Raw genomic sequence first — 25,215 nt, 5'->3', positions numbered from 1 at the left:
ATTGGGGTACAGCTTAAAAGCGAAATGCTTGCCGCTGCTAAGATTATATTTTTGCTTAAAAATTTCATTTTAAAGAACTTTTAATTTTATAATTAAAGGAATATCGTTATCTATTTTATTTTCATCACCATAAGTACCGTATGCCAGAGAAGAAGGAACGAGAAGTGTAATTTCTTCATCATCTTTCATGAATCTTAATGCATTTTCTACTGCTTTTAGTTCATCAAAATGTCCAAATTTAGCATTTTGTCGGGTAATTGGCTTGTCGTAAATCTTGGTCTGATCAAAATCGTATAAATCGTAAGAATAGGAAATAAGAGTTTCGTCTTGTCTTTTTTCACGATGATCTAAACCTTCAACGGTTGTCCAGTAATTAAGCTGTGTCGGAAAATATGGTGTTTTCTGACCTTTAATCCAGTCTTTTATCTGTTCTCGTTCAATCAGATTAAGATTTTTTGAGCGGTTTTTTGAAACATCAAGATCTTTCTGATTCAAAACTCCGCCAACAGGAGGATGTACAGGATTATTTCTTTTGCAGCCTATAAGACTCAAAAGCGATATGAATATTATTTTTTTCATAAAACTTTTGCGAAAATACACAATTCGTTATTTAATAACAAAACTTCCGCAGTTTATTAATGGTTTAAAGATCTATTTGAAAGCAATATCTTCTGCTTCTTCCATCAACTTAAGATACGTAGAATATCTGGACTGCTGAATTTCACCTGTTTCCAAAGCTTCAATTACCGCACATTTTGGTTCATTAATATGCATACAGTTGTGATATTTGCAGTCTTCACGCTTTTTGAAAATCTCAGGAAAATAGTGCTGCACTTCTTCCTTTTCTATATCAATCATCGCAAATTCCCGAACACCGGGTGTATCAATAACGTTTCCGCCAAAATCCCAAAAATGCATTTGTGCAAATGTAGTGGTATGTTTTCCTTTGAGATGTGTATCGGAAATCTCAGAAGTTTTAAGGTTAAGACCAGGCTGTAAAGCATTAACAAGAGTAGATTTTCCACAACCCGAATGCCCAAAAAATACAGAAGTTTTATCTTTTAAAATATCAATGAGCTTATCAAGATTTAATTTGGAATAAGAGGAAATTTCTAAAGTATTATACCCTATTTCATTATACAAAAACTCAATATCTTTTACAAATTCCTGTTCTTCCTCTTCTAAAACGTCCATTTTATTAAATAAAATAAGCGGAGTAATATTGTAGGCTTCACAACACGCCAAAAACCGGTCTAAAAAACCTAAAGAAGTTTCGGGATATTTTAAAGTAAATATAAAACACGCCAAATCGATGTTGGATGCAATAATATGAGCTTCTTTGGAAAGATTAACCGATTTTCTGATGAGATAATTTCTTCTGGGCTCTATTTTGGTAATCCATGCTATATCATCCTGCTCCAATTGAAATTCTACAAAATCGCCAACAGCAAGAGGATTGGTAAGTCGGGTTTTTATCAGCTTAAATTTTCCGCGGATTCTTGCTTCAAAAATTTTCCCTGATTCTGTTTCCAAAACCTGATACCAGCTTCCCGTAGATTTTATGACTTTTCCTTTCATTTTATGAATACAAATATAGTCAATTCAAGAAAATGACGCGTTTTTATAATGGTGCTTATTTTCGGTCTATGATAATATTATTCTGAACGTCGATAGATTCTTCGTGTACTGCTTTAAAGATTTTGTCTATAAATTCTTTAGACAAGCCTGTTTCTGCAGCTTTCTGTATGGCATATTCGTTGATGGTTTTCCATCTATCCGGCTGAAAAATAGCAATATCATGTTCTTTTTTAAGTTTTCCAATTTTTTCTGAAATTTTCATTCTTTGCGACATCAATTCAATCACCTGAAAATCTAAATCAGAAATGAGTGTTCTGTATCTTCCTATTTCTTCTTCAAAACCAGACATATCAGAATTTTTCAGTTTCAGATCTGAAATCATTTCTGCTAAAACCTCAGGAGTAATTTGTTGGGCAGCATCGCTCCACGCTTCATCGGGATTGCAGTGAGTTTCTATCATAGTACCTTCGTATCCCATGTTTAGGGCTTCCTGAGTGATACCTTTCAGCCCGGTTCGATTTCCGCAAATGTGAGAAGGATCTACAATTAACGGAATATTGGGAAACTGACTTTTAAAATCTAAAGCAATCTGCCAATTCGGGTTATTTCTGTACTTTGTTTTTTGGTAAGTAGAAAAACCTCTGTGTATGGCTCCTAAATTTAAAATATTTTGTCCTAAAAGTCTTTCTAATGCTCCGATCCACAATGCTAAATCAGGATTTACCGGATTTTTTACCAAAACTATTTTTTCTGTCCCTTTTAATGCTTCGGCAATTTCCTGAACTGTGAAAGGGTTTACGGTAGATCTTGCTCCAATCCAAAGAATATCTACATCGGCATTAAGAGCCGCTTCAACATGATGTGCATTGGCAACTTCCGTTGCAGTTTGAAATCCAAATTCCTGCTTAACTTTTTTAAGCCAGTTGAGCCCGATAACGCCCACTCCTTCAAATCCGTTAGGTTTGGTTCTTGGCTTCCAAATTCCTGCACGGAAAATAGAAACCTGCTTATTACTTTCTTTTATTCTTTTTGCTGTATCGAGCATTTGCTGCTCACTTTCTGCACTGCAAGGTCCTGCAATAATTAAAGGTGCCGGAAAACTTTTTATCCAGTCATTTTTTAGATCTGTTAAATTCATCATAATGTAGTTATGCTATTGAAATTATTAAAAGGTATCATTAATTGATACTCAAAAATTGTAAATAAAATTTGATGAAAAGATATTTCTATCTCTTTAAAGGAAAAGTTGGAATTATTCTAAAACGAATAATGGAATCTTTCACAATAATATATATCTGTGAAAAATAAGCTTCCACTCAGGAAACGAATGGAATAATGTTCAGACTGAACGGGTTGAAATAAAACTTTGAAAAGCTTCAAAATACTATTTTTATTAATTTTTTATAAATCTAAGAAAAAAATCTCAAACTAAGACAAATCAAACTTCATTAAATCATCAAGATCTTTCAATAATGGATTTTTTTCTACAAACTTTTCGAAAATTTTCCTCTTGGTCATGATTTCCGTTTTAAGATTTTCGTAATCTTTTTTGAACTGAAATTCAATAGAATGATTATTTACTTTATGCTTGAAATGATTAAAAAATTCAATACTGATTTTATCAAACTCTAGTTTGGCAGAATCTGAAGGAAAAGAGATCTGAACAATATTCTCATCTTTTTTGATGAGCTTAAAGGGTTTAATAGCATTAAAAACTACCGGATCTTTCTGACGAAGTTGCTTCAAAAGGTTATTCCATTCATTTTGAAGATCAGTATCTGTAAAATGATTGGTAGGAAGTTTTTCTGTTGAAATCTGAGGAACACTCTCAACCGATTCTGTTTTTTCTTCCTTATTGATAAATGAATTGATGCTGAAACCCGTAGAAACTCCTGACTTAGACAATGGTTTGGAAACCTTCTTTATTTCCTCCTTTTTGTCATTTTCTGCAATACTTTCGTATTTCTCTTCTTTTTTAGGAACTTTCTGTTTAGGTTTTAAAATTACCTCCTGTTTTTCATCTAAAAACGGGGCTAATATTATAAACTTTTTTTTTTTGAATCTAATCCGTTTGAAAGTGAAGACAACTGCATTAATGCAATTTCCACCGTAAGTCTGGGATTTTTGGAGTTTTTATAATTAATATCTGCGTGGTTGCAGATTTCTATTCCATCAATAAGATTTTGAGGACTCCAATTTTTAGCCTGTTCAACAAATTTTTGCTTAGTTTGTTCTCCAACTTCAATTAAATCTACTGTTGAAGCATTCTGAGCCATCATTAAATCCCTGAAATGATTCCCTAAACCCGCAATAAAAAGATGAGGATCGAAACCTTTTTTTACAATTTCGTTAAAAGCAGAAAGAACTTCCGGAATTTTACTTTCTTTGGCTAAATCTGCAATGTTAAGATACTGATCGTAGTCTAAAATATTGAGAACTTCCGCAGCTTTCGCAAGGGTAATGTTTTTTTGAGAAAATGTAGAAAGCCTATCAAAAATAGATAAAGCATCTCTTAGTGCGCCATCTGCTTTTTGAGCGATAAGATACAGTGCATCATCTTCATACTGAATGCTTTCTTTTTCTGCTATTTTTTTAAGATGATTCTGAATATCAAGAATTGTAATTCTTTTAAAATCATAAATCTGACATCTCGATAAAATCGTTGGAATAATTTTATGCTTTTCGGTAGTTGCCAAAATAAAAATTGCATGAGCAGGAGGTTCTTCCAATGTTTTCAAAAATGCATTGAAAGCTGCAGAAGAAAGCATGTGAACCTCGTCTATAATATAGACTTTGTACTGCCCAACCTGAGGAGCAAAACGTACCTGATCTATTAATTCTCTTATATCGTCTACGGAATTATTAGAAGCAGCATCCAGCTCATATATATTGTACGCAAAACCGTCTTCGGAAACAGAACCGTCTTTTTCATTGATTTTTCTGGCAAGAATTCTGGCACATGTTGTTTTCCCTACTCCTCTCGGCCCACAGAAAAGCAAAGCCTGAGCAAGTTGATTTTCTTCTATCGCATGCTCTAATGTATCTGTAATATGAGATTGCCCAACGACAGTGTCAAACTGTTGAGGACGATACTTTCTAGCAGATACAATAAAATTTTCCATTGGTCAAAAATAAGAAATATAGTTTTAATCTGAAAGTATAAAAATTTCAAATTTCTATTTTATTACGGTAAAGTTGGGTAAAGTGTTGTGAACAAACTACTTCTTTTCGTATGCAAAATCGATAATATCTTTAATTGCTTTTTTAATTTTTTCTCTGCCTTCTTCGCTTTTCATATCGATACCGCAGAAAGTACTTCCGTTATAACCTGTGAAAAGATTAAGATGATAAGCACCGGCAACCAAAATTGCAGATATAGCTCTGTAGTCTTCAGATTGATCTCCAAAATAAGGATCAGTAATATTTTTGAACAGTTCTTCTCCCACAATTTCTCTCTGCTCCAAAAGTTTTTTAAGAACTGGTCTGCTTTCAGACATTTCCCAAATCATGATTTTTTGAAGCTCTTTATTCTTTTTAAGCGTGTCGAACTGATTAATAATGGCAACCTTAGACATTTCTTTACCACCATCGGATAAATCTGCATCGTTTTGAAGCTCGAATCTGCTCCAGTAATCCTGAGATTTTACATATTCGTCTATAAGTTTATCGGTACTTCCGAAATACTCATAAATAAGTTTTTTATCAAACCCTGCAACAGCAGCAATTTTGCTTACCATTAAACCAGAATATCCTTTAGTTTTAAGAATCTTCCCCACTGCTGCCAACAGTTTCTGTTTTGTTTTTTCTTTGTCTCTTATAGGACCTTGTACAACTTTTCTAGCCATCGTTTCAATTTGTGTGCAATTTAAAAATTATATTTTCAAAGATTATCAAATTTTCAAAAAAAATGCGTTTAAATTAATGATTATTATCTATAACAGTTATTAATAAATCCCAATTTTGAGAATTTATTTATAATATTAAAATAAATATCAGTTTTACTAAAACGCTTTTTAAATACGAATAATAGATGGATATATATTGATTATCAATTAAAATAATTCACACTACTCAAATTTTATGGCAAATTCATTCAGAAGCGAAAAAATTAAATCTCATGTTTTTTTCATTATATTTTGAATATTCTTATTATAAATTTAACGCAAATTATATTTAAATTAAAATACTGTTTAACTTGAAAAAAGTTAATTTCCCAATAAAAAAGAAACAAAAGGAAAAGCTGGAAAAGAAAAAAGCTGCTAATATTTGTCAGCAGCTTTTAGTTTGTATTAAATTTTTATAGTGATTTCACTTACTTCAGCTTCATAATTATCTAAAAGATGTATGGTTTTCTCCCTTGTTCCGGAAAAATAAGAAGTGTTTTGGAAAAGATTTTTGTAAAAATTAATTCCTTCCAGAATATTGGCTTTAAAAGCATTCCATTTTTTAATTTGAGAAGCAGTTGGCTGATGCAAAGAAGAAACTTCCTTCTGCAAATGACTGATGTACATTTTCAGTTCATTAATAAACATATTCGGTCTGTTTTGAGTAGAAAGTAAATTTTTGCTTCCGTAAATATGTTCAATCATCTCCGGAAGCGTAGCTTCTTTATCGAAATAGGCTAAATTGGGACCCGGACAAATTACAACACCTTGTTTTTCTCCTTTTATCTCGATGTCATTATCCATATATGCAGAATTTACAAGTCCTACACAAAGACATGCTTTTTCTGTAATCTCAGTTTTCTTTTTTTCGAATTCCTTTTCGCAGAGTGTTTCTTTTTGAGATTCAAGCTCCTCGATTTTGATTTGCTGATATTTTTTTGATGCCGTACAAGTTCCTTCCGGAGAATATTCTTTGCTCAGAGCCAGTAATTTCTTGGGACAAGAACTTCCCAATCTGTTTCGTTGTTCTTTTTGTCTTCTTAAAATTTCGTTGGATGTTCCTTTTACGGTATTGAAAGGTACACCAAGAGGAGAAATATTACTCAGGAAATAATCATTTTCTTTAGAATCTGCCAAAAGTTTTCGGGTTTCTTTATCCACACAGGTGGCTTCAGGAACCAAAAGAAAAGGAGAACCCCAACCTACACTGCTTATTTCGAAATTATCGATTAAAAAGTCGTGTTCTTCAGCAGTTCCTACTCCACCCTGAACCGTAATATTCAAATCAAGCGGCTGCAAAGGGATAGGTTTATTTTTCTGTTCAAGTGCTTTTATCATTAGACTGTGAGCAGAAGAAATCAGTTCCTCTTTTTTTGCCTTAAACTCTTCCAAAATAGGACCAAGCAATAAACCTTCGGTTGCAAATGCATGACCGCCACAGTTTAAACCAGACTCTATTCTGTATTCTGAAACCCAAAGACCTTTCTTTGCCAGAAAATTCCCCTGAACCATCGCCGAGCGGAAATCGCTTACTTTAAGGATTATTTTCTTTTTAATAGAATTTTGGGCATCAGGATAAAAATCTTCAAACTCTTCAATATAACTGTATAATCGAGGATTCATGCCTGCTGAAAGTACCAGTGACGAAGATAATTTACTGTTGGCAAAACCTCTTAGAGAAGAATGTGCATTATTGAAAATTACCGGAAGCTGCTGTTGATTTTTATAGTTATCTTTATCAACTTTAGTCATAATATTAACATCAATACTTCCGGGAGAAAAATTACTTTCCAAAAAACTTTTTATTTTAGAACTTATGAAATCTCCCTGATTAAGAATTTCTGTCAATCCTTTTTTCATATCCGAATATTGCGGAATAATCGACAGGAAATTTTGTAAAGACTCCTTACTTTTAGAAATTTCTTCTTTAAAAGCATCAAACTTTTTGGTTACAACATCATCCATCATATCAAGATAATCTGTAATTCTTTTCGCACGGTAATCTTCCGTTTTTTTGGATATTTCCTGATAATTTAAATTGAATTTAGAGTTATAGAAATTTTTCATCTTCTCGATGATATCATCATCAATAATAGATACAACTGAAGAAATTCCGTATTGAGCTACCCGAATTGGGCTGTCTATCGTATAAGCCAATCCCATTACCGGGATATGAAATGTATGTAAAGGTTTGTTGATCATTTTTATATATAAAATTTGCTTCATACTTCTATGAAGCTGATTGATCTGAAACCTAAAACCGTTTACAAAGCTACAACGATTAAATAAATTATGCAATAAATAATTTCAAGAACAAATTAAGTTTATAAATATACTTTTATTTGATTATTTTAATATATTTGTAAACAATTAATGGAATTATGAATTACAAATTGACGAAAGATGTTATTCATCTGCTGGAAAAGTTTGATTCTGAAAATAAAAACAATCTTTACACCGCAGATATTGAAGGTTTTAAAAGTTGGATTTCCGATAACCATTCAGCCACCACAAGTGATAACACTATTTATTGGGACGGAAAAGAAAACGGAAGAAGTGCAGAAAGTGCAATAAGCACTTTATTAGTGCATCTCAACAGATATGCAAAAACGTACTCCAAATCTGCTATTTTCGATTCTGAATTTTCTACACAGGAAGAATTCATTTATCTCATTAATCTGAAATCTTTCGGAGAAATGTCTAAAACAGAACTTATCAAAAGAAATGTTCAGGAAAAACCAGTCGGAATTCTCACCATCAACAGACTGATTAATCAAAAATGGGTATTACAGAAAGATTCTGATATTGATAAAAGAACTAAAATAATCAGCATAACCCAAAAAGGTCTGGATGTTCTCGAAAAACAAATGAACAACATCCGCAAAGCAACCAGAATTGTAAGCGGAAATCTCACCAACTCAGAAAAAAATGAACTAATAAGGTTGCTTAATAAACTCGATCATTTTCATTCTGAAATTTTTGGCAGAAATATTGACACTAAAAACTTAATAGAAACTGTTTATTCTGAGTATTCATTCAATAATAATTAATTATGTCTAAAAAAATAGCAATTATCGGCTCAGGATTTTCAGGACTTTCTACTGCAGCATACTCGGCAAAAAACGGTCATGAAGTTCATATTTTTGAAAAAAACGACAGCATTGGAGGACGTGCAAGACAGTTTTCTACCGATAACGGCTATGTATTCGATATGGGACCAAGCTGGTATTGGATGCCCGATATTATTGAAGATTTTTTTAATGACTTCGACAGAAAAAGTTCAGATTATTATGAACTTATTCCTTTAGATCCTCAGTTTGAAATGGTTTTTGAAGATGGAAATATGTCGCTTCCACAATCTTATCAGGAAATGAGAAATCTTTTTGAACAAACTGAATCGGGAGCTGGAAATAAGCTGGATGACTTCATGAAAGATGCTCAATATAAATATGAAGTGGGGATGAAAGATTTTGTGATTAAACCCTGTCATTCTTGGCTGGAATTTGTATCACCAAAGATTGCCAAAAGTGCTCTAAAATTAGATTTACTTTCTAATTTTCATCGTTTTGTGAGAAAACATTTCGCTCATCCGAAATTAATTATGTTAATGGAATTTCCGGTAATTTTTCTCGGAGCCGCTCCAAAAGATATCCCCGCACTCTACAGCTTAATGAACTACGGCGGTTACAAACTTGGTACTTGGTATCCTATGGGCGGATTTTACAAAGTGATTGAAGCAATGAAAGAAATTTGCCTTGAAAATGGCGTAAAAATTCATCTTAATGCAGCCGTAGAAAAAATTAATGTAAGTAATTCTAAAGTACGTTCTATTACTGTAAATGATGAAGAAATTGTTTTCGATACCATTATCGCTTCTTCCGATTACCATCATACAGAACAAAAATTAATTCCGGAAAAATATAGAAATTATAATGAGGAATATTGGAAAAATAAAACTTTTGCTCCATCATGTCTTATTTTTTATTTAGGATTTAAAGAAAAAATCCCCAATCTAAAACACCACACTCTATTTTTTGAGCATGATCTTGATCTTCATACTGCAGAAATTTATACCGACAAGAAATGGCCTACAAAACCTCTTTTTTATGCATGTTGTCCATCTAAAACAGATAAAAATGTAGCCCCAGAAAACGGCGAAAATATATTTCTCCTCATGCCTATTGCTACAGGAATTACCGACAGCGAAGAAATGAGAGAAAAATATTTTCAAGAAATGATTTTAAGACTTGAAAAACACACCAAAACCACCAATATTTCTGAAAAGATAGAATATAAAAGAAGCTACTGCATTCAAAACTTCAAAGAAGATTATCATGCTTATGAAGGCAATGCATATGGTTTGGCGAATACATTAAACCAGACAGCAGTTTTAAAGCCATCCTTAAGAAATAAAAAAATTAAAAACCTTTTTTATACAGGGCAGTTAACCGTTCCGGGACCAGGTGTTCCGCCCTCTATAATTTCAGGGAAAATTGCAGCAACAGAAGCCTCCAAATAAACAAAATATTATGAAAAAACTTTTCGATGAACTTTCTTATAAGATTAGTAAACAAACCACCAGGCAATACAGCACGAGTTTTTCTCTTGGTATTTTGGCACTTTCTCCCAACATCCGCAATTCTGTGTATGCAATATACGGCTATGTAAGACTTGCCGATGAAATTGTTGACAGTTTTCACGGTTACGACCGCTCTACCCTTTTAAAAAGATTTCGTGAGCAGACCAATCAGGCTTTAACGGAAAAAATTTCGCTTAATCCTATTTTACAATGCTTCCAGCAAACCGTACATAGGTATAATATTGATGTACAACTCATCAATCAGTTTCTTAAAAGCATGGAAATGGATCTCCAAAAGATTGATTATGATTCTGAACTTTATAAAGAATATATTTTGGGTTCCGCTGAAGTGGTAGGACTCATGTGTCTGCACATTTTTGTAAACGGCGACAAAGAACTTTTCTCAAAATTAAAACCATTCGCCATGAAGCTTGGCTCTGCTTTTCAGAAAGTTAATTTTTTACGAGATATGAAAGACGATTATCATGTTCTTGGAAGATGCTATTTTCCGAATGTAGACATTTCTTACTTCGATAATATTGTAAAAAATCAAATAGAAAAGGAAATTTACGACGAATTTAAAGAAGCTTTGGAAGGAATAAAAAAGCTTCCTACATCATCAAAATTCGGAGTTTATCTTGCATATCGCTATTATATTTCTTTGTTTAAAAAAATTAAAAAAACTTCAGCAAATAAAATAATCAATCAAAGGATAAGAATCTCAAACGGTAGAAAATTCTCTTTAATGATGAGCAGTTATGTACAATACAAAATGTCGTTGCTTTAAAATTAATAATGGAAAATAATATCCTAAAATTTTAAAATTCAAAAAAAATGATTCATCAATTATATCGAGAACAACAGCTAAATTGTACCATCGATGAAGCGTGGAAGTTTTTCTCATCTGCAAATAATCTTTCTAAAATTACTCCGAAAGAAATGAACTTTATTGTGAGAACAAAGTTTTCGGATGATGCTATTTACGAAGGAATGATCATTGATTATTACGTTTCTCCTTTACTGAATATTAAAATGTCTTGGCAAACCAAAATTATAGAAGTAAATGACCGGAAAAGTTTCACAGACTTTCAGGAAAAAGGACCTTATAAACTTTGGAACCACCATCATGAATTCATAGAAAATGAAAATGGAGTTCTCATGAAAGATAAAGTAGATTATGAACTTCCCTTAGGATTTCTTGGAGAAATAGCTCATATACTACTTGTTAAAAAGAAATTGAAACATATTTTCGATTACCGAACACAGGTTTTAGATAAAATGTTTAATCATAAATAGATTATTATATGAATTTTCTAATTATTCTTATTACATTTTTCTTGATGGAAGGCATTACATGGCTAATTCATAAATACGTCATGCACGGATTTTTGTGGACTCTTCACAGAGATCATCATGACCACAGCACTGAAGGTAAAATGGAAAGAAATGATTATTTTTTTGTCATATTCGCAATACCTACAATTGCTTTGATGTATTATGGAACCATCAAAAATTTTAACGCCTATTTTTATATAGCTTTAGGAATTACACTGTACGGAATGGCTTATTTTTTTGTGCATGATATTTTCATTCATCAAAGATTTAAAATTCTCAAAAACACCAAAAACCCCTATTTGCTTGCTATTAGAAGAGGACACAAGCAACATCATAAACATACACATAAAGAACATGGAGAGTGTTTTGGATTTCTGTGGGTTCCAATAAAATATTTCAGAATGTTTTTTAATAAAACTAAAGCATAAATGTCGCATTATATCTATCTCGCAGTTAATTTTTTTGCGGTAATTATCTGTTTTATTTTTTCATTTCATCCTAAAATAAAATTTAACAGACATTTTAAGGCTTTTTTATCAGCATCAATCGTTGTTGCCGTGTTTTTTATTGCCTGGGATATTTGGTTTACCGCTCATGGAGTTTGGTGGTTTAATGACCGTTATCTCATCGGAATCAGAATTTTAGGATTACCGATAGAAGAATTGCTTTTTTTTATCTGTATTCCTTTTTCCTGCGTTTTTACCTATTACTGTCTGGATCTTTTTTTCAGATTAGACTGGAACAAAAACGCTGAAAAATTTCTTGTGGTTTTCTCTATAATTACTTGCATTATTCTGGCAATTATTTTCAGAGACAAAATTTACTCATTGGTAACTTTTATAACTACAGCCGCAACACTTCTTACTTTATTTTTCATTTTAAAAGTACGTTGGATTGGTAAAGCATCCTTTATTTATTTTATTCTCATGCCCGGATTCTTTGCAGTAAATGGAATTCTTACAGGAACAGGTTTAGACACTCCTATCGTTAATTATAATCCTAAAGATTTTATGGGTTTCAGAATGCTTACCATTCCTGTTGAAGATGCTGTTTACGGCTACGAAATGATTTTATGGAACTTATTTTTCTTTCAAAAATTTAAAAGAAATGAGCAAAATTAATATTTTCTGGTTCAGAAGAGATCTTCGGCTTGAAGATAATACAGGATTGAGTGAAGCCTTACATTCAGAACCAAAAGTGTTACCCATATTCATTTTCGACACAGAAATTCTCAATCAGTTAGAAAACAAGGAAGACAAAAGGCTAGATTACATCCATCAGTCTTTAGAACTAATTAATAATGAATTGAAAAAATATGGAAGTACTCTGAAAACTTATCTCGGAAAACCCGAAGATATTTTTAAAAAAATCATCAAAGAATATGAAGTTGATACCGTTTTCTGTAATCGTGATTATGAACCATCTGCAATTAATAGAGATCAAAAAATAGCTCAGCTATTGAATGTCAGCAATATTCTTTTCAAAGATTTTAAAGATCAGGTAATTTTTGAGAAAAATGATGTTGTAAAAGAAAACGGACTTCCCTACACTGTTTTTACTCCTTATTCCAAAAAATGGAAATTGCTGCTGAAAAAAACTGAAATTAAAGCTTCAACCACCAATTTTAAAAATTTTAAACCTCAAAAATTCAATACAGTTCATAGTTTAAAAGATATTGGGTTCAAAAAAACAGAATATACATTTCAAAAACCAGTTTTAAACAAGAAAAAAATAGAATCTTATGATAAAAACAGAGATTTTCCCGGTCTGGATGATACTACAAAATTGGGTGTAGCACTCAGATTTGGAACTATTTCTGTAAAAAAATGCGTTGAATTTGCTTCACAGCACAACGAAATTTGGCTGAACGAACTTATTTGGAGAGAGTTTTTCATGCAGATTCTCTATCATTTCCCAAAAGTTATCACCCGCTGTTTTAAGGAAAAATATGAAAAAATAAATTGGAGAAACAATGAAAAAGAATTCAAACTCTGGTGCGAAGGAAAAACCGGTTATCCACTTGTAGATGCAGGGATGAAACAACTCAACGAAACCGGCTTTATGCATAACAGAATCCGAATGGTTACCGCCAGTTTTCTCACCAAACATCTTCTAATTGACTGGCGATGGGGAGAAGCCTATTTCGCAGAAAAACTCTTAGACTACGAACTTTCTTCCAACAACGGAAACTGGCAGTGGGCGGCCGGTTGTGGTTGCGATGCAGCTCCTTATTTCAGAATTTTCAATCCGTCCGAACAGGCAAAAAAATTCGATGGAGATGAAGTATATGTCAATACATGGCTTTCAGAAAAAGACTTAGAAATCAGTCCTATTGTAGAACACAAATTGGCAAGAGAAAGAGCTTTAGAAATTTATAAAAAAGCTGTTAAAGAATAATCGGGCTACAGAATTTATAGTTTTTAGTAAAATATTAAAAAAATTTGAAAAAACAGTATTGAAAGGCAATTTTTAATCATGTCGGGCATAGTATTTGTAAATACAGTTTTAGATAAGTATTAACGCCATACACCCTAAATATTATGAAAGTTACAGATTTAAAAATTAAAAATTTAGTTGAATACAACGATGAGATTTTTAATATCGTTGAAATTTTTCAGAATAATGATAATTATTTTGTAAGAATTGAAAATGAAGAGCATGCTATATCTCTTCCGGCAGATGAAATTAAACCCATAAAAATTACGGAAGATTGGCTAGAGAGGTTTGGTTTTGCCAAAACTTACACTTCCATGCATCAAATTAGATATGAAAGACCTGAATCTTTTATTAAGTATGATATAGATTTAAGATCTAAAAAAGTAATTGAAGGTTTGAAAATTTATGGAAATGCTATTAAATGCAAATATATCCATGAATTTCAGAATATTTTCTCTTGCCTTTTTGGGAAAGAAACTAATTCTATTTTTAGTAACCTTTATCCAAAAGCAGCAGTTTAACGACTGCATATTAAGACCAATCAAATTATATATATTCATGATCCTCCGGCAATTTTTATTATTGTCGGAGATTTTTTTTATTACGGAATAGTATGATTCTCAACAAAAACTTTCTATACTCCCCTTTTAGTTTTACTATTATGATTAAATATTATGACATAAAAAAAACTGCCTGATAAAATCAGACAGTCTAAACTTGAGTTAAAAACATAGATATGTACAAATATTATGGTGTAATCTATACCTTCAAAACTAATAGATTTACAATACATATTTTATGAGTGAAATCATATTAAACGTGTTTTGTTATTTTTTTTAAATCTAAAATAAAATATCAGCAGACAAACATTAATCAACACCGCAAAAGCATTCGACAGTATTATAGGAAGTTCATCCTGAAGAAAACCGTAGCCAACCCATAGTGATAGCCCACAAATTAAAATAACCAACATCAGTAACGAAAGATCTTCCACGTTTTTAGTTTTAATTACTTTAATCAGTTGAGGCATTGACGCCACCGAAGTGAGAGTTCCTGCAATTAAGCCTAAAATTTCTACGCTCATCATCAATTTTTTTAACCATTAATAATAATTCCGCCATTAGGATGCAAAACCTGCCCCGTAATCTGAGCTGAAGAAGGGGTTGATAAAAATAAGTATACTGAAGCTATTTCTTCTGTAGTTGCATTTCTTTCGAACGGAGGTTTATCTGTATTTTCCTTTTCATCTCCAAAAGTTTCTTTTGTAAGCGGTGTAGTAACAGGTCCGGGAGCCACTGCATTTACCCTAATATTTTTATGCTTAGACTGCAATGCCAAAGATCTTGTAAATGAAACTACAGCTCCTTTGGTAGCAGAATAGTCTAAAAGTTCCTCATGCCCCTGATAAGCGGTAGCAGAAGTTGTGTTGATTACACAAGCACCAGTATTCAAATAAGGAAATACAGCTTTTGTAAGAAGAATCATCCCAATAATATTAGTATCAAAGGTTTTTCTTACATTTTCCTCCTTTAAATCTGAAATATCATTACATGGGAATTGCGTTCCTGCATTATTAATGAGAACATCTATACCGTTTAATTTTTCAGATATATATTTAGCTGTCGCTTCGCAGAATTCATTATCATTAACATCACCTTTAACAATAAAGCATTTTCTCCCTAAAGACAAAATTTCATTTTTTGTCTCTTCAGATTCTTCATCATCACTGTTATAGATGATGGCAATATTTGCTCCTTCATTGGCAAAAAGTAAAGCAACAGATTTTCCTATGCCACTATTTGCACCGCTAATGAGAACTGATTTTCCATAAAGCTGTAGCTTGTTCATATTTATGATTGGGTTAAATTAAATAATGAACAAGCAATATTCATGCTTAAAGCCCTATTAAAGGGAAAATGTGGTACTTATTATTTTAAAATACCATCCGTAAAATTCTTCCAGTTAATTTTTGAACTGCCCAATTTTGAACTTAGCGATATAAATATATTTTTTATTGAATTGATGAAATTTGCATTACTGTTAGCCGTTTCATTTCTTACGTAAACTGCTGCTTTAATATAATCCTTGCCTTTCGAGAGGATAAATGTAGAAGTGCTCGTGGACGAAAAGAAATGGACTATACGACCTGCAAATTGTTGACCTGGAACGGTAGAAGGTCTTATCTGAATCATAAGTGAATCTGGGTTTGTATAATCTATCATATCAATTCTTACCCAAATATAATTTTTAGGAGAATGGGTATTCAGTAGAATTTTCATATAATCTCCAATTTGGGGAGATCTTTGTACGGGAGTTCCATCGCTGTTATGCAATTCAAACTTAGGCAATCCTTTTTCAAAGTATTCTGACCAGCTATTGATGTCTAAAAATTTTTTTTGAATTCTTTGAAACTCTGAATTCAAAAGTTCTGAATTATCTAGGAATTTTTTTGTTTCAGTATCGTGAGAACTGCCTTTAAGCTGAGATGGTACTCCGGGAACTTTCTTTGGTTTCATTAAATTTGTGTTTTTAAAAAAATATTGAAATATGTATTTAATTTACGCATAAACCATCAATACTACAATATCAACTTTACAAATTCTTTTAAAAGAGATAAAAATCATGTATTGTTATCATCTTAAAAAGTATTTTACCCTATCATAAATCTTGCCAAACAACACGAAAATATTGTTTAGCTAACAAATCTCATTCTTTTTTATGGCCTATTACTTTTGATACCATTAAATATGCATATAAACGAATTCTAACTTTCATAAATTAAAAAAAAATCTTACTTTCGCCACGAAATTTTTTTTCATCATTTGTGTTTTTATTAAACCCCGTCAATCTGGCGGGGTTTAATTTTTTTTATAAAAAAAAGGCATAAAATATGCTAGTATCATAATACATCAAACTTTAAAAAAATATTATTATGAAAAGTGTATTATGGTTAGTTGCAGTAATCTGCATAGTGGTATGGCTATTGGGAATTCTAAATATCATCCCGGGCATCAGTACCAATTATCTTATTCATGTTCTATTGGTAATAGCGGTAATTGTTGTTTTATACAATATTATTTCAGGAAGAAAACCGCTAGATTAAATCAGTTTCAAACATAAAATATACAAAGTTGAATCAAATTGATTCAGCTTTTTTTTAATTCAAGTATAAATTAAATATATTGATATTCAAACAGTTAAACTAAGTATTTAAAGTTTTCACGTTAATATTTATAAATGCTTACCACAAGTGTTTGTTCTGTAAAATGTATCAATTTATATTTGTATCAGAATTATAAGACACCTAATCATTTATATAACTTTTCATCATTCAGTTTTCATGTAGAATATCAGGGTTCTGACAAACTAGGACAAGAACCCTGTTTCTCTACTTAACTAAACAGTAATTTTACACATCAACATTATTTAATAAAAAATCTAACTTCCAATTGAAAGTTAGATTTTATTTTTTACAGGATAATATATTAACTATTATTTTTCTGTTCTTCCAGTTCACTAATCCTTTTCTTGATAAAATCGGCTGGTCTTATACCATTTTGATCCAGAAATGTATTAGAAAAACTCTGTCTGTTGTTGAATCCGGATGCAGAAGCAATATGTTCTATAGAATATTTTCTCCATTCTTTATCATTATAGATTTTTTGCGTTGCATAATTTATTCTTAATACATTAATATAGGTATTAAAATTACTTCCTTTATATTCATTTATTACCTGAGAAAGATAAGAAGTATTGGTTTTAAACTGTTCTGCAAGCTTTTTAAGAGTTAATCCCTGCTCCAGATAACCTTTATTTTTTTCGAATGTTTGAATGTCGCTCAACAATTTTTCCACAATAGAGCTATCAAACTTGATGTTCTTTTCTGTATCTGTTGTAGAAGCAGATTCATTTTTCAGAACTGAGAGTTCCGGAGTCTGCTTTTTACTTTCTTGCATCTTTTTAAGCAACTCCTCATAACTTTTCTGAATATCTTTTTGTTTTTTCAGTCTCATAAATATTACAAAACCTAAAAACCCAATTACAGCAAGACATACGATAATAAAAATTTTATTAAAAGAGTTACTTTTTTCCAGATCTTCTTTTGTTTCCAAAAGCTTTTTTGTGTCGTATTCTTTATAAACTTTTGTTGAAAGATATTTGAAATCCGAAGCAATAATACTGTCTGCTTTCAGTAACTGATTGGTATAATACAGTTCTTCCTTGTGGTTATCGTTCTTTTTATAAAATTCGATAAGACCTTCATAATTTTTTCTTACCTCGGGAAGGATGAAAGTATTTTTATTGAAAATAGAGTCTACTTTTTTATAATTTTTTACTTCAGACTCATGATTGCCGAGAATTTCATAGCTTCTGCCTTTATAATAGTAGATATAAGAAATCCAGGTAAAATCATTAATTTTAATTAATTCCGGCAAAGATTCATCAAAATAAACAATTGCTTTGTTGTAATTCTTTTTCCTGAATTCTGAAATTCCTAAGCATTTATTAAAGTAACTTTTTTCCAAAAGAAAATCTTTGGAAGAAGGCAATGCGCTCATAGCTTTGCTAAGCAAGTGGTCTGCTTCCAAATTTTTCCCCAACATCTGATAACATATAATAGCCTGATGCAGAGAATTAAAATACCCTTTTCTATTATTAAACAACAGGTTTTTATGGAGTTTATCCGATAACTTTGGTTCAAAATAAGCAATACATTGATTGAAAATTTCCAAAGCTTCCTCATAGTAACCTAGATAACTTTTTACTACCCCGATATGATAAAGATTTTGATATTTTAAAAAATCGTCTTTAGAATCTTTAAGATATTCATACGCTTTAAGATATTCTTCCAATGCAGGTTGAAATTTCCTCTTATTGAAATAATAAATTGCACCTTTACTTAAAAATGCATCTCCAATAAGTACATCTTTCCCTGATTTTTTTGCAGCGTCAATTGCACTATCTGCGTAAAGCAATTTGTCTTCTTCCGAATACAATATCGCATCTTTATATGCCTGAAAAAGCTCTTCGTTATTATTCTCCGATTTAGCTTTTTGGATATACTGATTGATAAATACAAATGCTCTGGAATCATTTTCTTCAAATTTATAATATTTCTCTCTCAATTTCGAATAATAATCTTGTGCATACAGCAATACAGCAAGCAACAAAAAGAAAGAAGAAAAAATTTTTTTAAACATTAGTTTCTCACTAAGAAATTTCATCAAAAATACGTAAAAACTATTTATTATAAGCTATTTCAGGTACCTGAGTTTAAATTATAAATTGCTTATTTAAGTAATAACTCTACTTTTTACTGGTAAAAATTTATAAATCGAACCCCCTATTTCTTGTTTCAAGTGGAGTTATTAAGTACTTTCGAGCATCAAAAAACATCACAATAAGTTAATCATTTAATCCTAGTACAATGAAAAACAAGTTTATACTATTTAGTTTAGCAATGGTTGGAATCTGCAGCATTTCATGCAGACAGTCTGATGACAGTTTCGAAGAAGATTTGAAAGCTACAAAAGAAAACGCAGAACCTCAGTTAATGGCAAGAGATTCTACTTCCACAGGAATGATTCCCGGTGATCCTCCAAGAAATACCACTCATTGGAGAACCGCTTCAAAAGAAAAAGAAAATCCAAAAGAAAATCCTGATAAAGGAAATCCAACCTTGATGAGGACAGATTCTACCAAAATACTTACTCAAGTATTTGAAGGAGATCCACCAAGAAATACTACTCACTGGAGAAAAAAATAAAACAATTGCTATCGTAAAAAAAACTACTTTCCTAACCGTAAGTAGTTTTTTTATTGATTAATTAACGTGAATTTCAATAAGAAAATTTTCAAATTATTGATTTTAAAATACTTAATCATCTTCAGCAAAAGTAATAAAGAAATAAATGGCAATTTAATCATTTCCAATTCATGTAAATCAAATATTTAAATACTTTGTTTAGCCTTTGCGTTTTATAAATCCTTATTCAACTCGATTATTTAAAGAATACAAAAAAACCTTCCAAATTTGGAAGGTTTAAGTATGTTTAAAAGAATCTATATTCTCTTAGAGTAATAATGTTAGAGGATTTTCAAGATAAGTTCTCAATGTTTGTAAAAACTGTGCTCCTGTAGCTCCATCCACCACTCTGTGGTCACAAGCAAGTGAAAGTTTCATTGTATTTCCTACCACAATTTGTCCGTTTTTCACAACAGGCTTTTCAATAATAGCTCCTACAGAAAGAATTGCAGCGTTTGGCTGATTGATGATACTTGTAAACGTTTCAATTCCGAACATTCCTAAATTTGAAATTGAGAAAGTAGAACCTTCCATTTCATTCGCTTTCAGCCCTTTAGACTTAGCTCTTCCTGCCATATCTTTAACAGACTCGGAAATTTGAGTATACGTCATCTGATCTGTATTTTTAAGTACAGGAACCACCAATCCGTCAGGAATTGCCACTGCAACACCGATATTAATATTTCCTCTATGGATAATCTTATCTCCTGCCCAACTAGAATTCACTTGTGGATGCTTTCTCAAAGCAACAGCCGTTGCTTTAATAATCATATCATTGAATGAAATTTTTGTATCCGGTAAAGAATTGATTTCTTTTCTAGCTTCAATGGCTTTATCCATATTAATTTCAACCATCAGATAATAGTGAGGAGCAGTAAATTTGCTTTCACTTAATCTTTTAGCGATAATATTTCTTACCTGTGAATTTGGAGTTTCAGAATCTTCACCCTGTACAAAGCTTAATGCCACTTGTGAAGCAGCAGGAGCTGATGGTTGCGTTGAAGTTGATGCTTTAGATGCAGAAGGTTGATAGTTTTCTATATCTTTCTTCACAATTCTTCCGTTTTCTCCGGAACCTTGCACCGCATGAATATCTACCCCTTTTTCTTCTGCCATTTTTTTAGCAAGAGGAGAAATAGCCACTCTTTCTGAAGAAGAATGATTTACAGCAACATCTTCTTTTTTATCTTCTTTTTGAGTTTCAGATTTTTGCTCGGCAGGTTTTTCTGATTTTGCAGCCGGCATTGAAGTTCCTACATTCGAAACATCTGTTCCTTCAGGACCAATCATAGCCAAAACCGAATCTACCGGAGCAGCACCGCCTTCTTCAACACCTTGCTTTAATAATACTCCATTAAATTCAGATTCGAAATCCTGAACAGCTTTATCGGTTTCAATTTCAGCAAGAAGATCTCCTTCTTTTACAGTATCACCTACTTTTTTATGCCATTTAGCCACTTTACCTTCCGTCATGGTATCCGAAAGTCTAGGCATTGTAATAACTTCTACTCCTACAGGAATTTCCGCAGTAGTTTGTTCAACACTTGTAGAACTGTTTTCTGTTTTAGATTCTTCTTCAGATTTTTTTTCTTCAGAAGCAGTTGCAGAAGGAACAGAACCACCTGTTAAACCAGAAATATCTTCACCTTCGCTCCCGATAATTGCCAAAACAGAATCTACTGCAGCTGCATTTCCTTCTTCTACTCCTACGTATAATAGTGTTCCTTCTATTTCAGATTCAAAATCCTGAACAGCTTTATCGGTTTCTATTTCTGCTAAAATATCACCTTCTTTTACTTTATCTCCTACTTTTTTATGCCATTTCGCCACTTTACCTTCCGTCATAGTATCCGAAAGACGTGGCATTGTAATAACTTCTGCCATAATTTATTTTAATTTGAAAATTTGGTAATTTGTTAATTTGAAAATTAAAAAAGATACGATAATAAATCATTTTCAAACTTTCAAACTTTCAAATTGATTTATTATCTTTTAGTTTTCTAATTTATCTAAGAAAGGATAATCTTCTTGAGCATACACATAATCATAAATCTTATCAGGATCAGGATATGGTGAGTTTTCCATAAACTCGATACACTCTTCAACAAAATCTCTGGATTTATTGTCTATTGCTTCCAATTCTTCTTCTGTAGCCCATTTGTGCTCTAAAATTCTTTCTTTTACAAGCTCAATAGGATCATCTTTTTTATGGATAGCTACTTCTTCTTTAGATCTGTAAGGTTCAGCATCCGACATAGAATGTCCTCTGAATCTGTAAGTTCTCGCTTCAATAAAAGTAGGACCGTCTCCTCTTCTTGCTCTTTCAATCGCTTCGTAAGCAGCTTCTGCCACTTTTTCAGGATCCATAGCATCTACAGCGAGACAAGGCATTTCGTAACCTAGACCTAATTTATAGATATCTTCATGGTTAGCAGTTCTTTTTACAGAAGTCCCCATTGCATACTGGTTGTTTTCCACAACAAAAACTACCGGTAACTTCCAGTTCATTGCCATGTTGAAGGTTTCATGTAAAGAACCCTGTCTTGCAGCTCCATCTCCAAAGAAACAGATATTTACAGCTTTTCTGTCGAAATATTTATCTGCAAAAGCAATACCTGCACCCAAAGGAATCTGTCCCCCTACAATACCATGACCTCCGTAGAAACGGTGTTCTTTACTGAAAATATGCATAGATCCTCCCATACCTCCGGAAGTACCCGTTGCTTTACCGCAAAGTTCTGCCATAATTCTTTTAGGATCTACTCCCATCGCCATTGGATGAATGTGACATCTGTAAGCCGTAATCATGCTATCTTTGGATAAATCCATTGCGTGAGTAAAACCTGCAGGAATCGCTTCCTGACCATTGTACAAGTGTAAAAAACCTCTGATTTTTTGCTTTAAATAAAGAGAACGGCATTTATCTTCAAACCTTCTCCACATTGTCATATCTTCATACCACTTCAGGTATACTTCTTTTGAAAATTCTTTCATGTGATAGCTCTTGCTTATTTATGATGAAATAGTTGAGCAAAAATATAAAAAAACTTTGTTTTTATTATACACAGAACAATTGTTTTTTTGTTTATAGTATTATATTTACACTTCAGAATTAGTTTATGGAAGAAAAAAAGACTTCATCCCTTCTTATTATTTCGAGAATAATCTCAGATTTTTTCAATCCATTGGTTTCGCTATTTATTTATTATGTTTATTCCAGCATTAAAATTTATACCTTAAAAGAAGCGGCACTCCATTTTCTTCCTATATTATTAATCACCATAGCTCCTATTATAGGATGGATTTATTGGAATGTAAAAACCGGAAAATATACCAATATGGATGTTTCTAACCGTATTCAGAGAAAAAGTCTGTATATATTTATTGCGGTATGTATTATGTTGTATCAGGTCTATCATTATCTCGTTCATGGTTTTCTGGATTTTGTAATGCTTTTTATTCTGATTCTTCTTTTTGCTTTACAGTACAGTAATTTATATATTAAAAGTTCTATGCACACCGCTTTTAATGTTTTCGTAGCTGCACTTTTCTTTCATTATGACTGGATTGCGGGGTTATTATGGCTAATGATTGCCTGTTTGGTAGGAATTACAAGGGTGATTTTGAAAAGACACACCATAAAAGAAGTATTTATGGGAGCCGGTATCGCAAGTTTGGTATCTTTTATTTATCTTTATTGCAGTATTCAATTTCAACACTAAGAATATTTTATGAAAATTAATCATCTCACTTCTGCAGAAGAAAATTTAATGAAGCTTTTTTGGAAACTAGACACGTTTTATCTGAAAGATATTATGGAGCAGCATCCTGAACCTAAACCTCATCAGAATACAGTTTCTACGTATCTTAAAATTTTAGTGGAGAAAGGTTATCTGTCTACAGAGAAAGAAGGCAGAATCTTTAAATATAAAACGGCATTGCCTTTAGAAGAATATAAGAAATTTATTCTTTCTGAACTTGCTGCTCATTTTTTTAATGGATCAGGAAAAGAAATTGTAGATTTTTTACTGAGCGAAGACTTTCTTACGGAGGAAGATTTACAAAATTCTTACAATCTGAAAATTGAATTGAATACCACTAAAAAGAAAGAACCGGAGCTGGAATATGCCGAAGAAGTTCTGAAAACTAAGAAGAGTAAAAAGGGAAAAGAAAAGAAAAAGAAGAAAAAAGAACAAAACAAAGCATAAAAAAAGCGGCTCGAAAGCCGCTTCATTATTTTACCAACGGTTTCCACCGCCATTTCCGCCACGGTTGTTTCCGTAACCACCACCGTTTCCACCACGGTTGTTACCATAACCACCTCCGCTTCTATTATTATCGAAACTTCTTCTTGGTTTTTCTTCTCTTGGTTTAGCTTCAGAAACGTTAAGAACTTTTCCGTTAAATTCTTTTTGGTTAAGCGCTTCTACAGCCTGCTGCCCTTCTTCGTCACCCATTTCGATAAATCCGAAACCTCTTGAGCGACCAGTTTCTCTGTCTGTTACAATTTTAGCAGATGATACATCGCCAAATTCTGCAAATAAATCGTGCAACTCATATTCTTTAGTTGCGTAGTTGATGTTTGAAACAAAAATGTTCATTTAAAAAAAATTAAAAAATTAATAAAAAATTGGAATATAAAAGAAAAGCAACATAATAATGAACATAATATTGATTCCAAATATAAACGTCTGCAAGATACAACTTATAATTTCATAGCAAAGTATATTATGAAATTATTTTAATAAAATTTTAATCAAAACAATATTTTAATAAAAACTGTTAATCTATTATGAAATTTTCATGAATAATTTTTAAAATAAAAACTATTCGCAGTAGATAAAAATATAATTACTCATAAGAGAAATAAAATATACTGGGAATGCGTATGAAAATTACTATTCTTCGCTTTCAACTTTACAAATTTTAATAACTGAAGAAGATTGGCTCTCTTTTTGTGATGCCGTAACCATGAAAACAATATTTATCGTAGAAGATGAGACAGGCATCCGTGATGCATTACAGCTACTCCTGTCATTTGAGAATTATGATGTAAGATCTTTCTCTACCGCAGCATTGTTCAACAGCAGAGATAAATCTGTGGTTCCGGATATTTTTATTCTGGATGTAAAACTTCCGGACGGTTTGGGAACAGATCTTTGTAATCAGATTAAACAAGATCCTTTAACAGCCGATATCCCTGTAATGATTATCAGTGCTCATGCCAAAGCAGAACAGGTAACTAATTCCTGTGAAGCAGACGAATTTATCCCTAAACCTTTTGATATAGATGATGTTCTGGTAAAAATTGAAAGCTTAATCAGTAAAAAAAATTCAATATCTCTATAAATGAACAGAAAAGACCATTTTGTATTATATGAAAATGGTCTTTTTTGATCTATATGAATAATCATGAAGATTAAAATCACTAAAAGCTTTTTTTACATTTTTATACACCCAATTTTGTATTCAAAAACTTATGCCCTTACTTTGAGAAATGGTTTATCGGATGTATTATGAATTGCTTTAGAACAGCCAAACCTCTCCTTTCTTATTTCACTGAATCTACTATCGCTTTTCCTCAACCGGATTTCATT

The 25,215-nt window shown here is 31.9% G+C and carries 27 protein-coding genes; 13 read left to right on the top strand and 14 right to left on the bottom strand.

The features are described 5' to 3' along the window. Positions 1-69 precede the first annotated feature (69 nt). From MTP08_RS05960 to MTP08_RS05930, 7 genes are all read right to left on the bottom strand, one after another. The gene (locus tag MTP08_RS05960) at positions 70-579 is read right to left on the bottom strand and encodes an FKBP-type peptidyl-prolyl cis-trans isomerase (protein ID WP_243577483.1); all 510 of its coding nucleotides are present in this window, start codon (positions 577-579) and stop codon (positions 70-72) included. A gap of 72 nt (positions 580-651) precedes the next feature. Further along, positions 652-1,578, bottom strand: coding sequence for a ribosome small subunit-dependent GTPase A (rsgA, locus tag MTP08_RS05955; RefSeq protein WP_243577482.1), 927 nt, complete (start codon positions 1,576-1,578; stop codon positions 652-654). Positions 1,579-1,633: 55 nt separating this feature from the next. Next, a complete protein-coding gene (locus MTP08_RS05950; protein WP_209390359.1) occupies positions 1,634-2,716 on the bottom strand; it encodes a chorismate mutase in 1,083 nt (360 codons plus the stop codon). A gap of 290 nt (positions 2,717-3,006) precedes the next feature. Next, positions 3,007-3,483 (bottom strand): hypothetical protein, encoded by a 477-nt coding sequence (locus tag MTP08_RS05945; RefSeq protein WP_243577480.1) that lies wholly within the window; start codon positions 3,481-3,483, stop codon positions 3,007-3,009. Positions 3,484-3,617: 134 nt separating this feature from the next. Continuing rightward, positions 3,618-4,700, bottom strand: coding sequence for a DNA polymerase III subunit gamma/tau (gene dnaX / locus MTP08_RS05940; protein ID WP_243577478.1), 1,083 nt, complete (start codon positions 4,698-4,700; stop codon positions 3,618-3,620). 96 nt (positions 4,701-4,796) lie between these two features. Then, positions 4,797-5,423 (bottom strand): TetR/AcrR family transcriptional regulator, encoded by a 627-nt coding sequence (locus MTP08_RS05935; protein ID WP_209390345.1) that lies wholly within the window; start codon positions 5,421-5,423, stop codon positions 4,797-4,799. Between the two features lie 444 nt (positions 5,424-5,867). Then, a complete protein-coding gene (locus MTP08_RS05930) occupies positions 5,868-7,664 on the bottom strand; it encodes a hypothetical protein (RefSeq protein WP_243577732.1) in 1,797 nt (598 codons plus the stop codon). 179 nt (positions 7,665-7,843) lie between these two features. Here MTP08_RS05930 and MTP08_RS05925 point away from each other — a divergent pair, with 179 nt between their 5' ends. From MTP08_RS05925 to MTP08_RS05890, 8 genes are all read left to right on the top strand, one after another. Then, on the top strand, positions 7,844-8,512 hold the full coding sequence (locus tag MTP08_RS05925; RefSeq protein WP_243577477.1) for a MarR family winged helix-turn-helix transcriptional regulator: 669 nt from the start codon (positions 7,844-7,846) through the stop codon (positions 8,510-8,512). Between the two features lie 2 nt (positions 8,513-8,514). After that, positions 8,515-9,981, top strand: a complete 1,467-nt coding sequence (locus MTP08_RS05920; protein ID WP_243577475.1) for a phytoene desaturase family protein — start codon at positions 8,515-8,517, stop codon at positions 9,979-9,981. Positions 9,982-9,991: 10 nt separating this feature from the next. After that, entirely contained in the window at positions 9,992-10,828 is an 837-nt protein-coding gene (locus tag MTP08_RS05915; RefSeq protein ID WP_243577474.1) for a phytoene/squalene synthase family protein, read from the top strand. 47 nt (positions 10,829-10,875) lie between these two features. Next, complete coding sequence (locus MTP08_RS05910; protein WP_243577473.1) at positions 10,876-11,337, top strand: SRPBCC family protein; 462 nt, start codon at positions 10,876-10,878, stop codon at positions 11,335-11,337. An 8-nt stretch (positions 11,338-11,345) separates the two neighbouring features. After that, positions 11,346-11,804: a sterol desaturase family protein gene (locus MTP08_RS05905; RefSeq protein ID WP_243577471.1), complete on the top strand. Its 459-nt coding sequence runs from the start codon at positions 11,346-11,348 to the stop codon at positions 11,802-11,804. Then, complete coding sequence (locus MTP08_RS05900) at positions 11,805-12,497, top strand: lycopene cyclase domain-containing protein (RefSeq protein WP_243577469.1); 693 nt, start codon at positions 11,805-11,807, stop codon at positions 12,495-12,497. It abuts the gene before it with no gap. After that, entirely contained in the window at positions 12,484-13,773 is a 1,290-nt protein-coding gene (locus tag MTP08_RS05895) for a cryptochrome/photolyase family protein (protein ID WP_243577467.1), read from the top strand. Before MTP08_RS05900 ends, MTP08_RS05895 begins: the two co-directional genes overlap by 14 nt. Positions 13,774-13,916: 143 nt before the next feature. Continuing rightward, positions 13,917-14,333 carry a hypothetical protein gene (locus MTP08_RS05890; protein ID WP_209390354.1) on the top strand — a complete coding sequence of 139 codons (417 nt, stop codon included), beginning with the start codon at positions 13,917-13,919 and terminating at the stop codon, positions 14,331-14,333. 287 nt (positions 14,334-14,620) lie between these two features. Here MTP08_RS05890 and MTP08_RS05885 read toward each other — a convergent pair whose 3' ends face one another. The 3 genes from MTP08_RS05885 to MTP08_RS05875 all read right to left on the bottom strand — a co-directional run bounded on the left by MTP08_RS05885 (position 14,621) and on the right by MTP08_RS05875 (position 16,328). Next, positions 14,621-14,896 carry a SemiSWEET transporter gene (locus tag MTP08_RS05885; protein ID WP_243577466.1) on the bottom strand — a complete coding sequence of 92 codons (276 nt, stop codon included), beginning with the start codon at positions 14,894-14,896 and terminating at the stop codon, positions 14,621-14,623. 11 nt (positions 14,897-14,907) lie between these two features. Next, complete coding sequence (locus tag MTP08_RS05880; RefSeq protein WP_243577465.1) at positions 14,908-15,660, bottom strand: SDR family oxidoreductase; 753 nt, start codon at positions 15,658-15,660, stop codon at positions 14,908-14,910. 80 nt (positions 15,661-15,740) lie between these two features. Then, a complete protein-coding gene (locus tag MTP08_RS05875; protein ID WP_243577464.1) occupies positions 15,741-16,328 on the bottom strand; it encodes a hypothetical protein in 588 nt (195 codons plus the stop codon). 416 nt (positions 16,329-16,744) lie between these two features. Here MTP08_RS05875 and MTP08_RS05870 point away from each other — a divergent pair, with 416 nt between their 5' ends. After that, positions 16,745-16,915 carry a lmo0937 family membrane protein gene (locus MTP08_RS05870; RefSeq protein WP_209390358.1) on the top strand — a complete coding sequence of 57 codons (171 nt, stop codon included), beginning with the start codon at positions 16,745-16,747 and terminating at the stop codon, positions 16,913-16,915. Between the two features lie 382 nt (positions 16,916-17,297). Here MTP08_RS05870 and MTP08_RS05865 read toward each other — a convergent pair whose 3' ends face one another. Beyond that, positions 17,298-19,013, bottom strand: coding sequence for a helix-turn-helix domain-containing protein (locus MTP08_RS05865; protein ID WP_243577463.1), 1,716 nt, complete (start codon positions 19,011-19,013; stop codon positions 17,298-17,300). 227 nt (positions 19,014-19,240) lie between these two features. On the opposite strand from MTP08_RS05865, the gene MTP08_RS05860 reads away from it, so the two are divergent. Beyond that, positions 19,241-19,579 (top strand): hypothetical protein, encoded by a 339-nt coding sequence (locus MTP08_RS05860; RefSeq protein ID WP_243577462.1) that lies wholly within the window; start codon positions 19,241-19,243, stop codon positions 19,577-19,579. Between the two features lie 306 nt (positions 19,580-19,885). Here MTP08_RS05860 and MTP08_RS05855 read toward each other — a convergent pair whose 3' ends face one another. Both MTP08_RS05855 and pdhA read right to left on the bottom strand, forming a co-directional pair. Then, a complete protein-coding gene (locus MTP08_RS05855; RefSeq protein WP_243577461.1) occupies positions 19,886-21,502 on the bottom strand; it encodes a pyruvate dehydrogenase complex dihydrolipoamide acetyltransferase in 1,617 nt (538 codons plus the stop codon). Between the two features lie 108 nt (positions 21,503-21,610). After that, positions 21,611-22,612: a pyruvate dehydrogenase (acetyl-transferring) E1 component subunit alpha gene (gene pdhA, locus MTP08_RS05850; protein WP_209390273.1), complete on the bottom strand. Its 1,002-nt coding sequence runs from the start codon at positions 22,610-22,612 to the stop codon at positions 21,611-21,613. A gap of 125 nt (positions 22,613-22,737) precedes the next feature. On the opposite strand from pdhA, the gene MTP08_RS05845 reads away from it, so the two are divergent. Both MTP08_RS05845 and MTP08_RS05840 read left to right on the top strand, forming a co-directional pair. Beyond that, the gene (locus MTP08_RS05845; RefSeq protein WP_243577460.1) at positions 22,738-23,340 is read left to right on the top strand and encodes a phosphatase PAP2 family protein; all 603 of its coding nucleotides are present in this window, start codon (positions 22,738-22,740) and stop codon (positions 23,338-23,340) included. 9 nt (positions 23,341-23,349) lie between these two features. Further along, on the top strand, positions 23,350-23,826 hold the full coding sequence (locus MTP08_RS05840; RefSeq protein WP_243577458.1) for a BlaI/MecI/CopY family transcriptional regulator: 477 nt from the start codon (positions 23,350-23,352) through the stop codon (positions 23,824-23,826). A gap of 30 nt (positions 23,827-23,856) precedes the next feature. On the opposite strand, the gene MTP08_RS05835 is transcribed toward MTP08_RS05840, so the two are convergent. Further along, positions 23,857-24,219: an RNA recognition motif domain-containing protein gene (locus MTP08_RS05835; RefSeq protein WP_209390276.1), complete on the bottom strand. Its 363-nt coding sequence runs from the start codon at positions 24,217-24,219 to the stop codon at positions 23,857-23,859. A gap of 370 nt (positions 24,220-24,589) precedes the next feature. Between MTP08_RS05835 and MTP08_RS05830 the strand changes: the two genes are divergently transcribed. Continuing rightward, positions 24,590-24,967 (top strand): response regulator, encoded by a 378-nt coding sequence (locus MTP08_RS05830; protein WP_243577457.1) that lies wholly within the window; start codon positions 24,590-24,592, stop codon positions 24,965-24,967. Positions 24,968-25,215 lie beyond the last annotated feature (248 nt).

It is taken from the genome of Chryseobacterium oryzae (genome assembly GCF_022811665.1).
GTDB classification, from domain to species: Bacteria; Bacteroidota; Bacteroidia; order Flavobacteriales; family Weeksellaceae; genus Chryseobacterium; species Chryseobacterium oryzae.
This window is presented reverse-complemented; position numbering and strand designations above follow the sequence as displayed.

Coding starts and splice junctions, on each gene's coding strand:
- MTP08_RS05960 (WP_243577483.1), bottom strand. CDS start 579: ATGAAAAAAATAATATTCATATCGCTTTTGAGTCTTATAGGCTGCAAA.
- rsgA (WP_243577482.1), bottom strand. CDS start 1,578: ATGAAAGGAAAAGTCATAAAATCTACGGGAAGCTGGTATCAGGTTTTG.
- MTP08_RS05950 (WP_209390359.1), bottom strand. CDS start 2,716: ATGAATTTAACAGATCTAAAAAATGACTGGATAAAAAGTTTTCCGGCA.
- dnaX (WP_243577478.1), bottom strand. CDS start 4,700: ATGGAAAATTTTATTGTATCTGCTAGAAAGTATCGTCCTCAACAGTTT.
- MTP08_RS05935 (WP_209390345.1), bottom strand. CDS start 5,423: ATGGCTAGAAAAGTTGTACAAGGTCCTATAAGAGACAAAGAAAAAACA.
- MTP08_RS05930 (WP_243577732.1), bottom strand. CDS start 7,664: ATGATCAACAAACCTTTACATACATTTCATATCCCGGTAATGGGATTG.
- MTP08_RS05925 (WP_243577477.1), top strand. CDS start 7,844: ATGAATTACAAATTGACGAAAGATGTTATTCATCTGCTGGAAAAGTTT.
- MTP08_RS05920 (WP_243577475.1), top strand. CDS start 8,515: ATGTCTAAAAAAATAGCAATTATCGGCTCAGGATTTTCAGGACTTTCT.
- MTP08_RS05915 (WP_243577474.1), top strand. CDS start 9,992: ATGAAAAAACTTTTCGATGAACTTTCTTATAAGATTAGTAAACAAACC.
- MTP08_RS05910 (WP_243577473.1), top strand. CDS start 10,876: ATGATTCATCAATTATATCGAGAACAACAGCTAAATTGTACCATCGAT.
- MTP08_RS05905 (WP_243577471.1), top strand. CDS start 11,346: ATGAATTTTCTAATTATTCTTATTACATTTTTCTTGATGGAAGGCATT.
- MTP08_RS05900 (WP_243577469.1), top strand. CDS start 11,805: ATGTCGCATTATATCTATCTCGCAGTTAATTTTTTTGCGGTAATTATC.
- MTP08_RS05895 (WP_243577467.1), top strand. CDS start 12,484: ATGAGCAAAATTAATATTTTCTGGTTCAGAAGAGATCTTCGGCTTGAA.
- MTP08_RS05890 (WP_209390354.1), top strand. CDS start 13,917: ATGAAAGTTACAGATTTAAAAATTAAAAATTTAGTTGAATACAACGAT.
- MTP08_RS05885 (WP_243577466.1), bottom strand. CDS start 14,896: ATGAGCGTAGAAATTTTAGGCTTAATTGCAGGAACTCTCACTTCGGTG.
- MTP08_RS05880 (WP_243577465.1), bottom strand. CDS start 15,660: ATGAACAAGCTACAGCTTTATGGAAAATCAGTTCTCATTAGCGGTGCA.
- MTP08_RS05875 (WP_243577464.1), bottom strand. CDS start 16,328: ATGAAACCAAAGAAAGTTCCCGGAGTACCATCTCAGCTTAAAGGCAGT.
- MTP08_RS05870 (WP_209390358.1), top strand. CDS start 16,745: ATGAAAAGTGTATTATGGTTAGTTGCAGTAATCTGCATAGTGGTATGG.
- MTP08_RS05865 (WP_243577463.1), bottom strand. CDS start 19,013: ATGTTTAAAAAAATTTTTTCTTCTTTCTTTTTGTTGCTTGCTGTATTG.
- MTP08_RS05860 (WP_243577462.1), top strand. CDS start 19,241: ATGAAAAACAAGTTTATACTATTTAGTTTAGCAATGGTTGGAATCTGC.
- MTP08_RS05855 (WP_243577461.1), bottom strand. CDS start 21,502: ATGGCAGAAGTTATTACAATGCCACGTCTTTCGGATACTATGACGGAA.
- pdhA (WP_209390273.1), bottom strand. CDS start 22,612: ATGAAAGAATTTTCAAAAGAAGTATACCTGAAGTGGTATGAAGATATG.
- MTP08_RS05845 (WP_243577460.1), top strand. CDS start 22,738: ATGGAAGAAAAAAAGACTTCATCCCTTCTTATTATTTCGAGAATAATC.
- MTP08_RS05840 (WP_243577458.1), top strand. CDS start 23,350: ATGAAAATTAATCATCTCACTTCTGCAGAAGAAAATTTAATGAAGCTT.
- MTP08_RS05835 (WP_209390276.1), bottom strand. CDS start 24,219: ATGAACATTTTTGTTTCAAACATCAACTACGCAACTAAAGAATATGAG.
- MTP08_RS05830 (WP_243577457.1), top strand. CDS start 24,590: ATGAAAACAATATTTATCGTAGAAGATGAGACAGGCATCCGTGATGCA.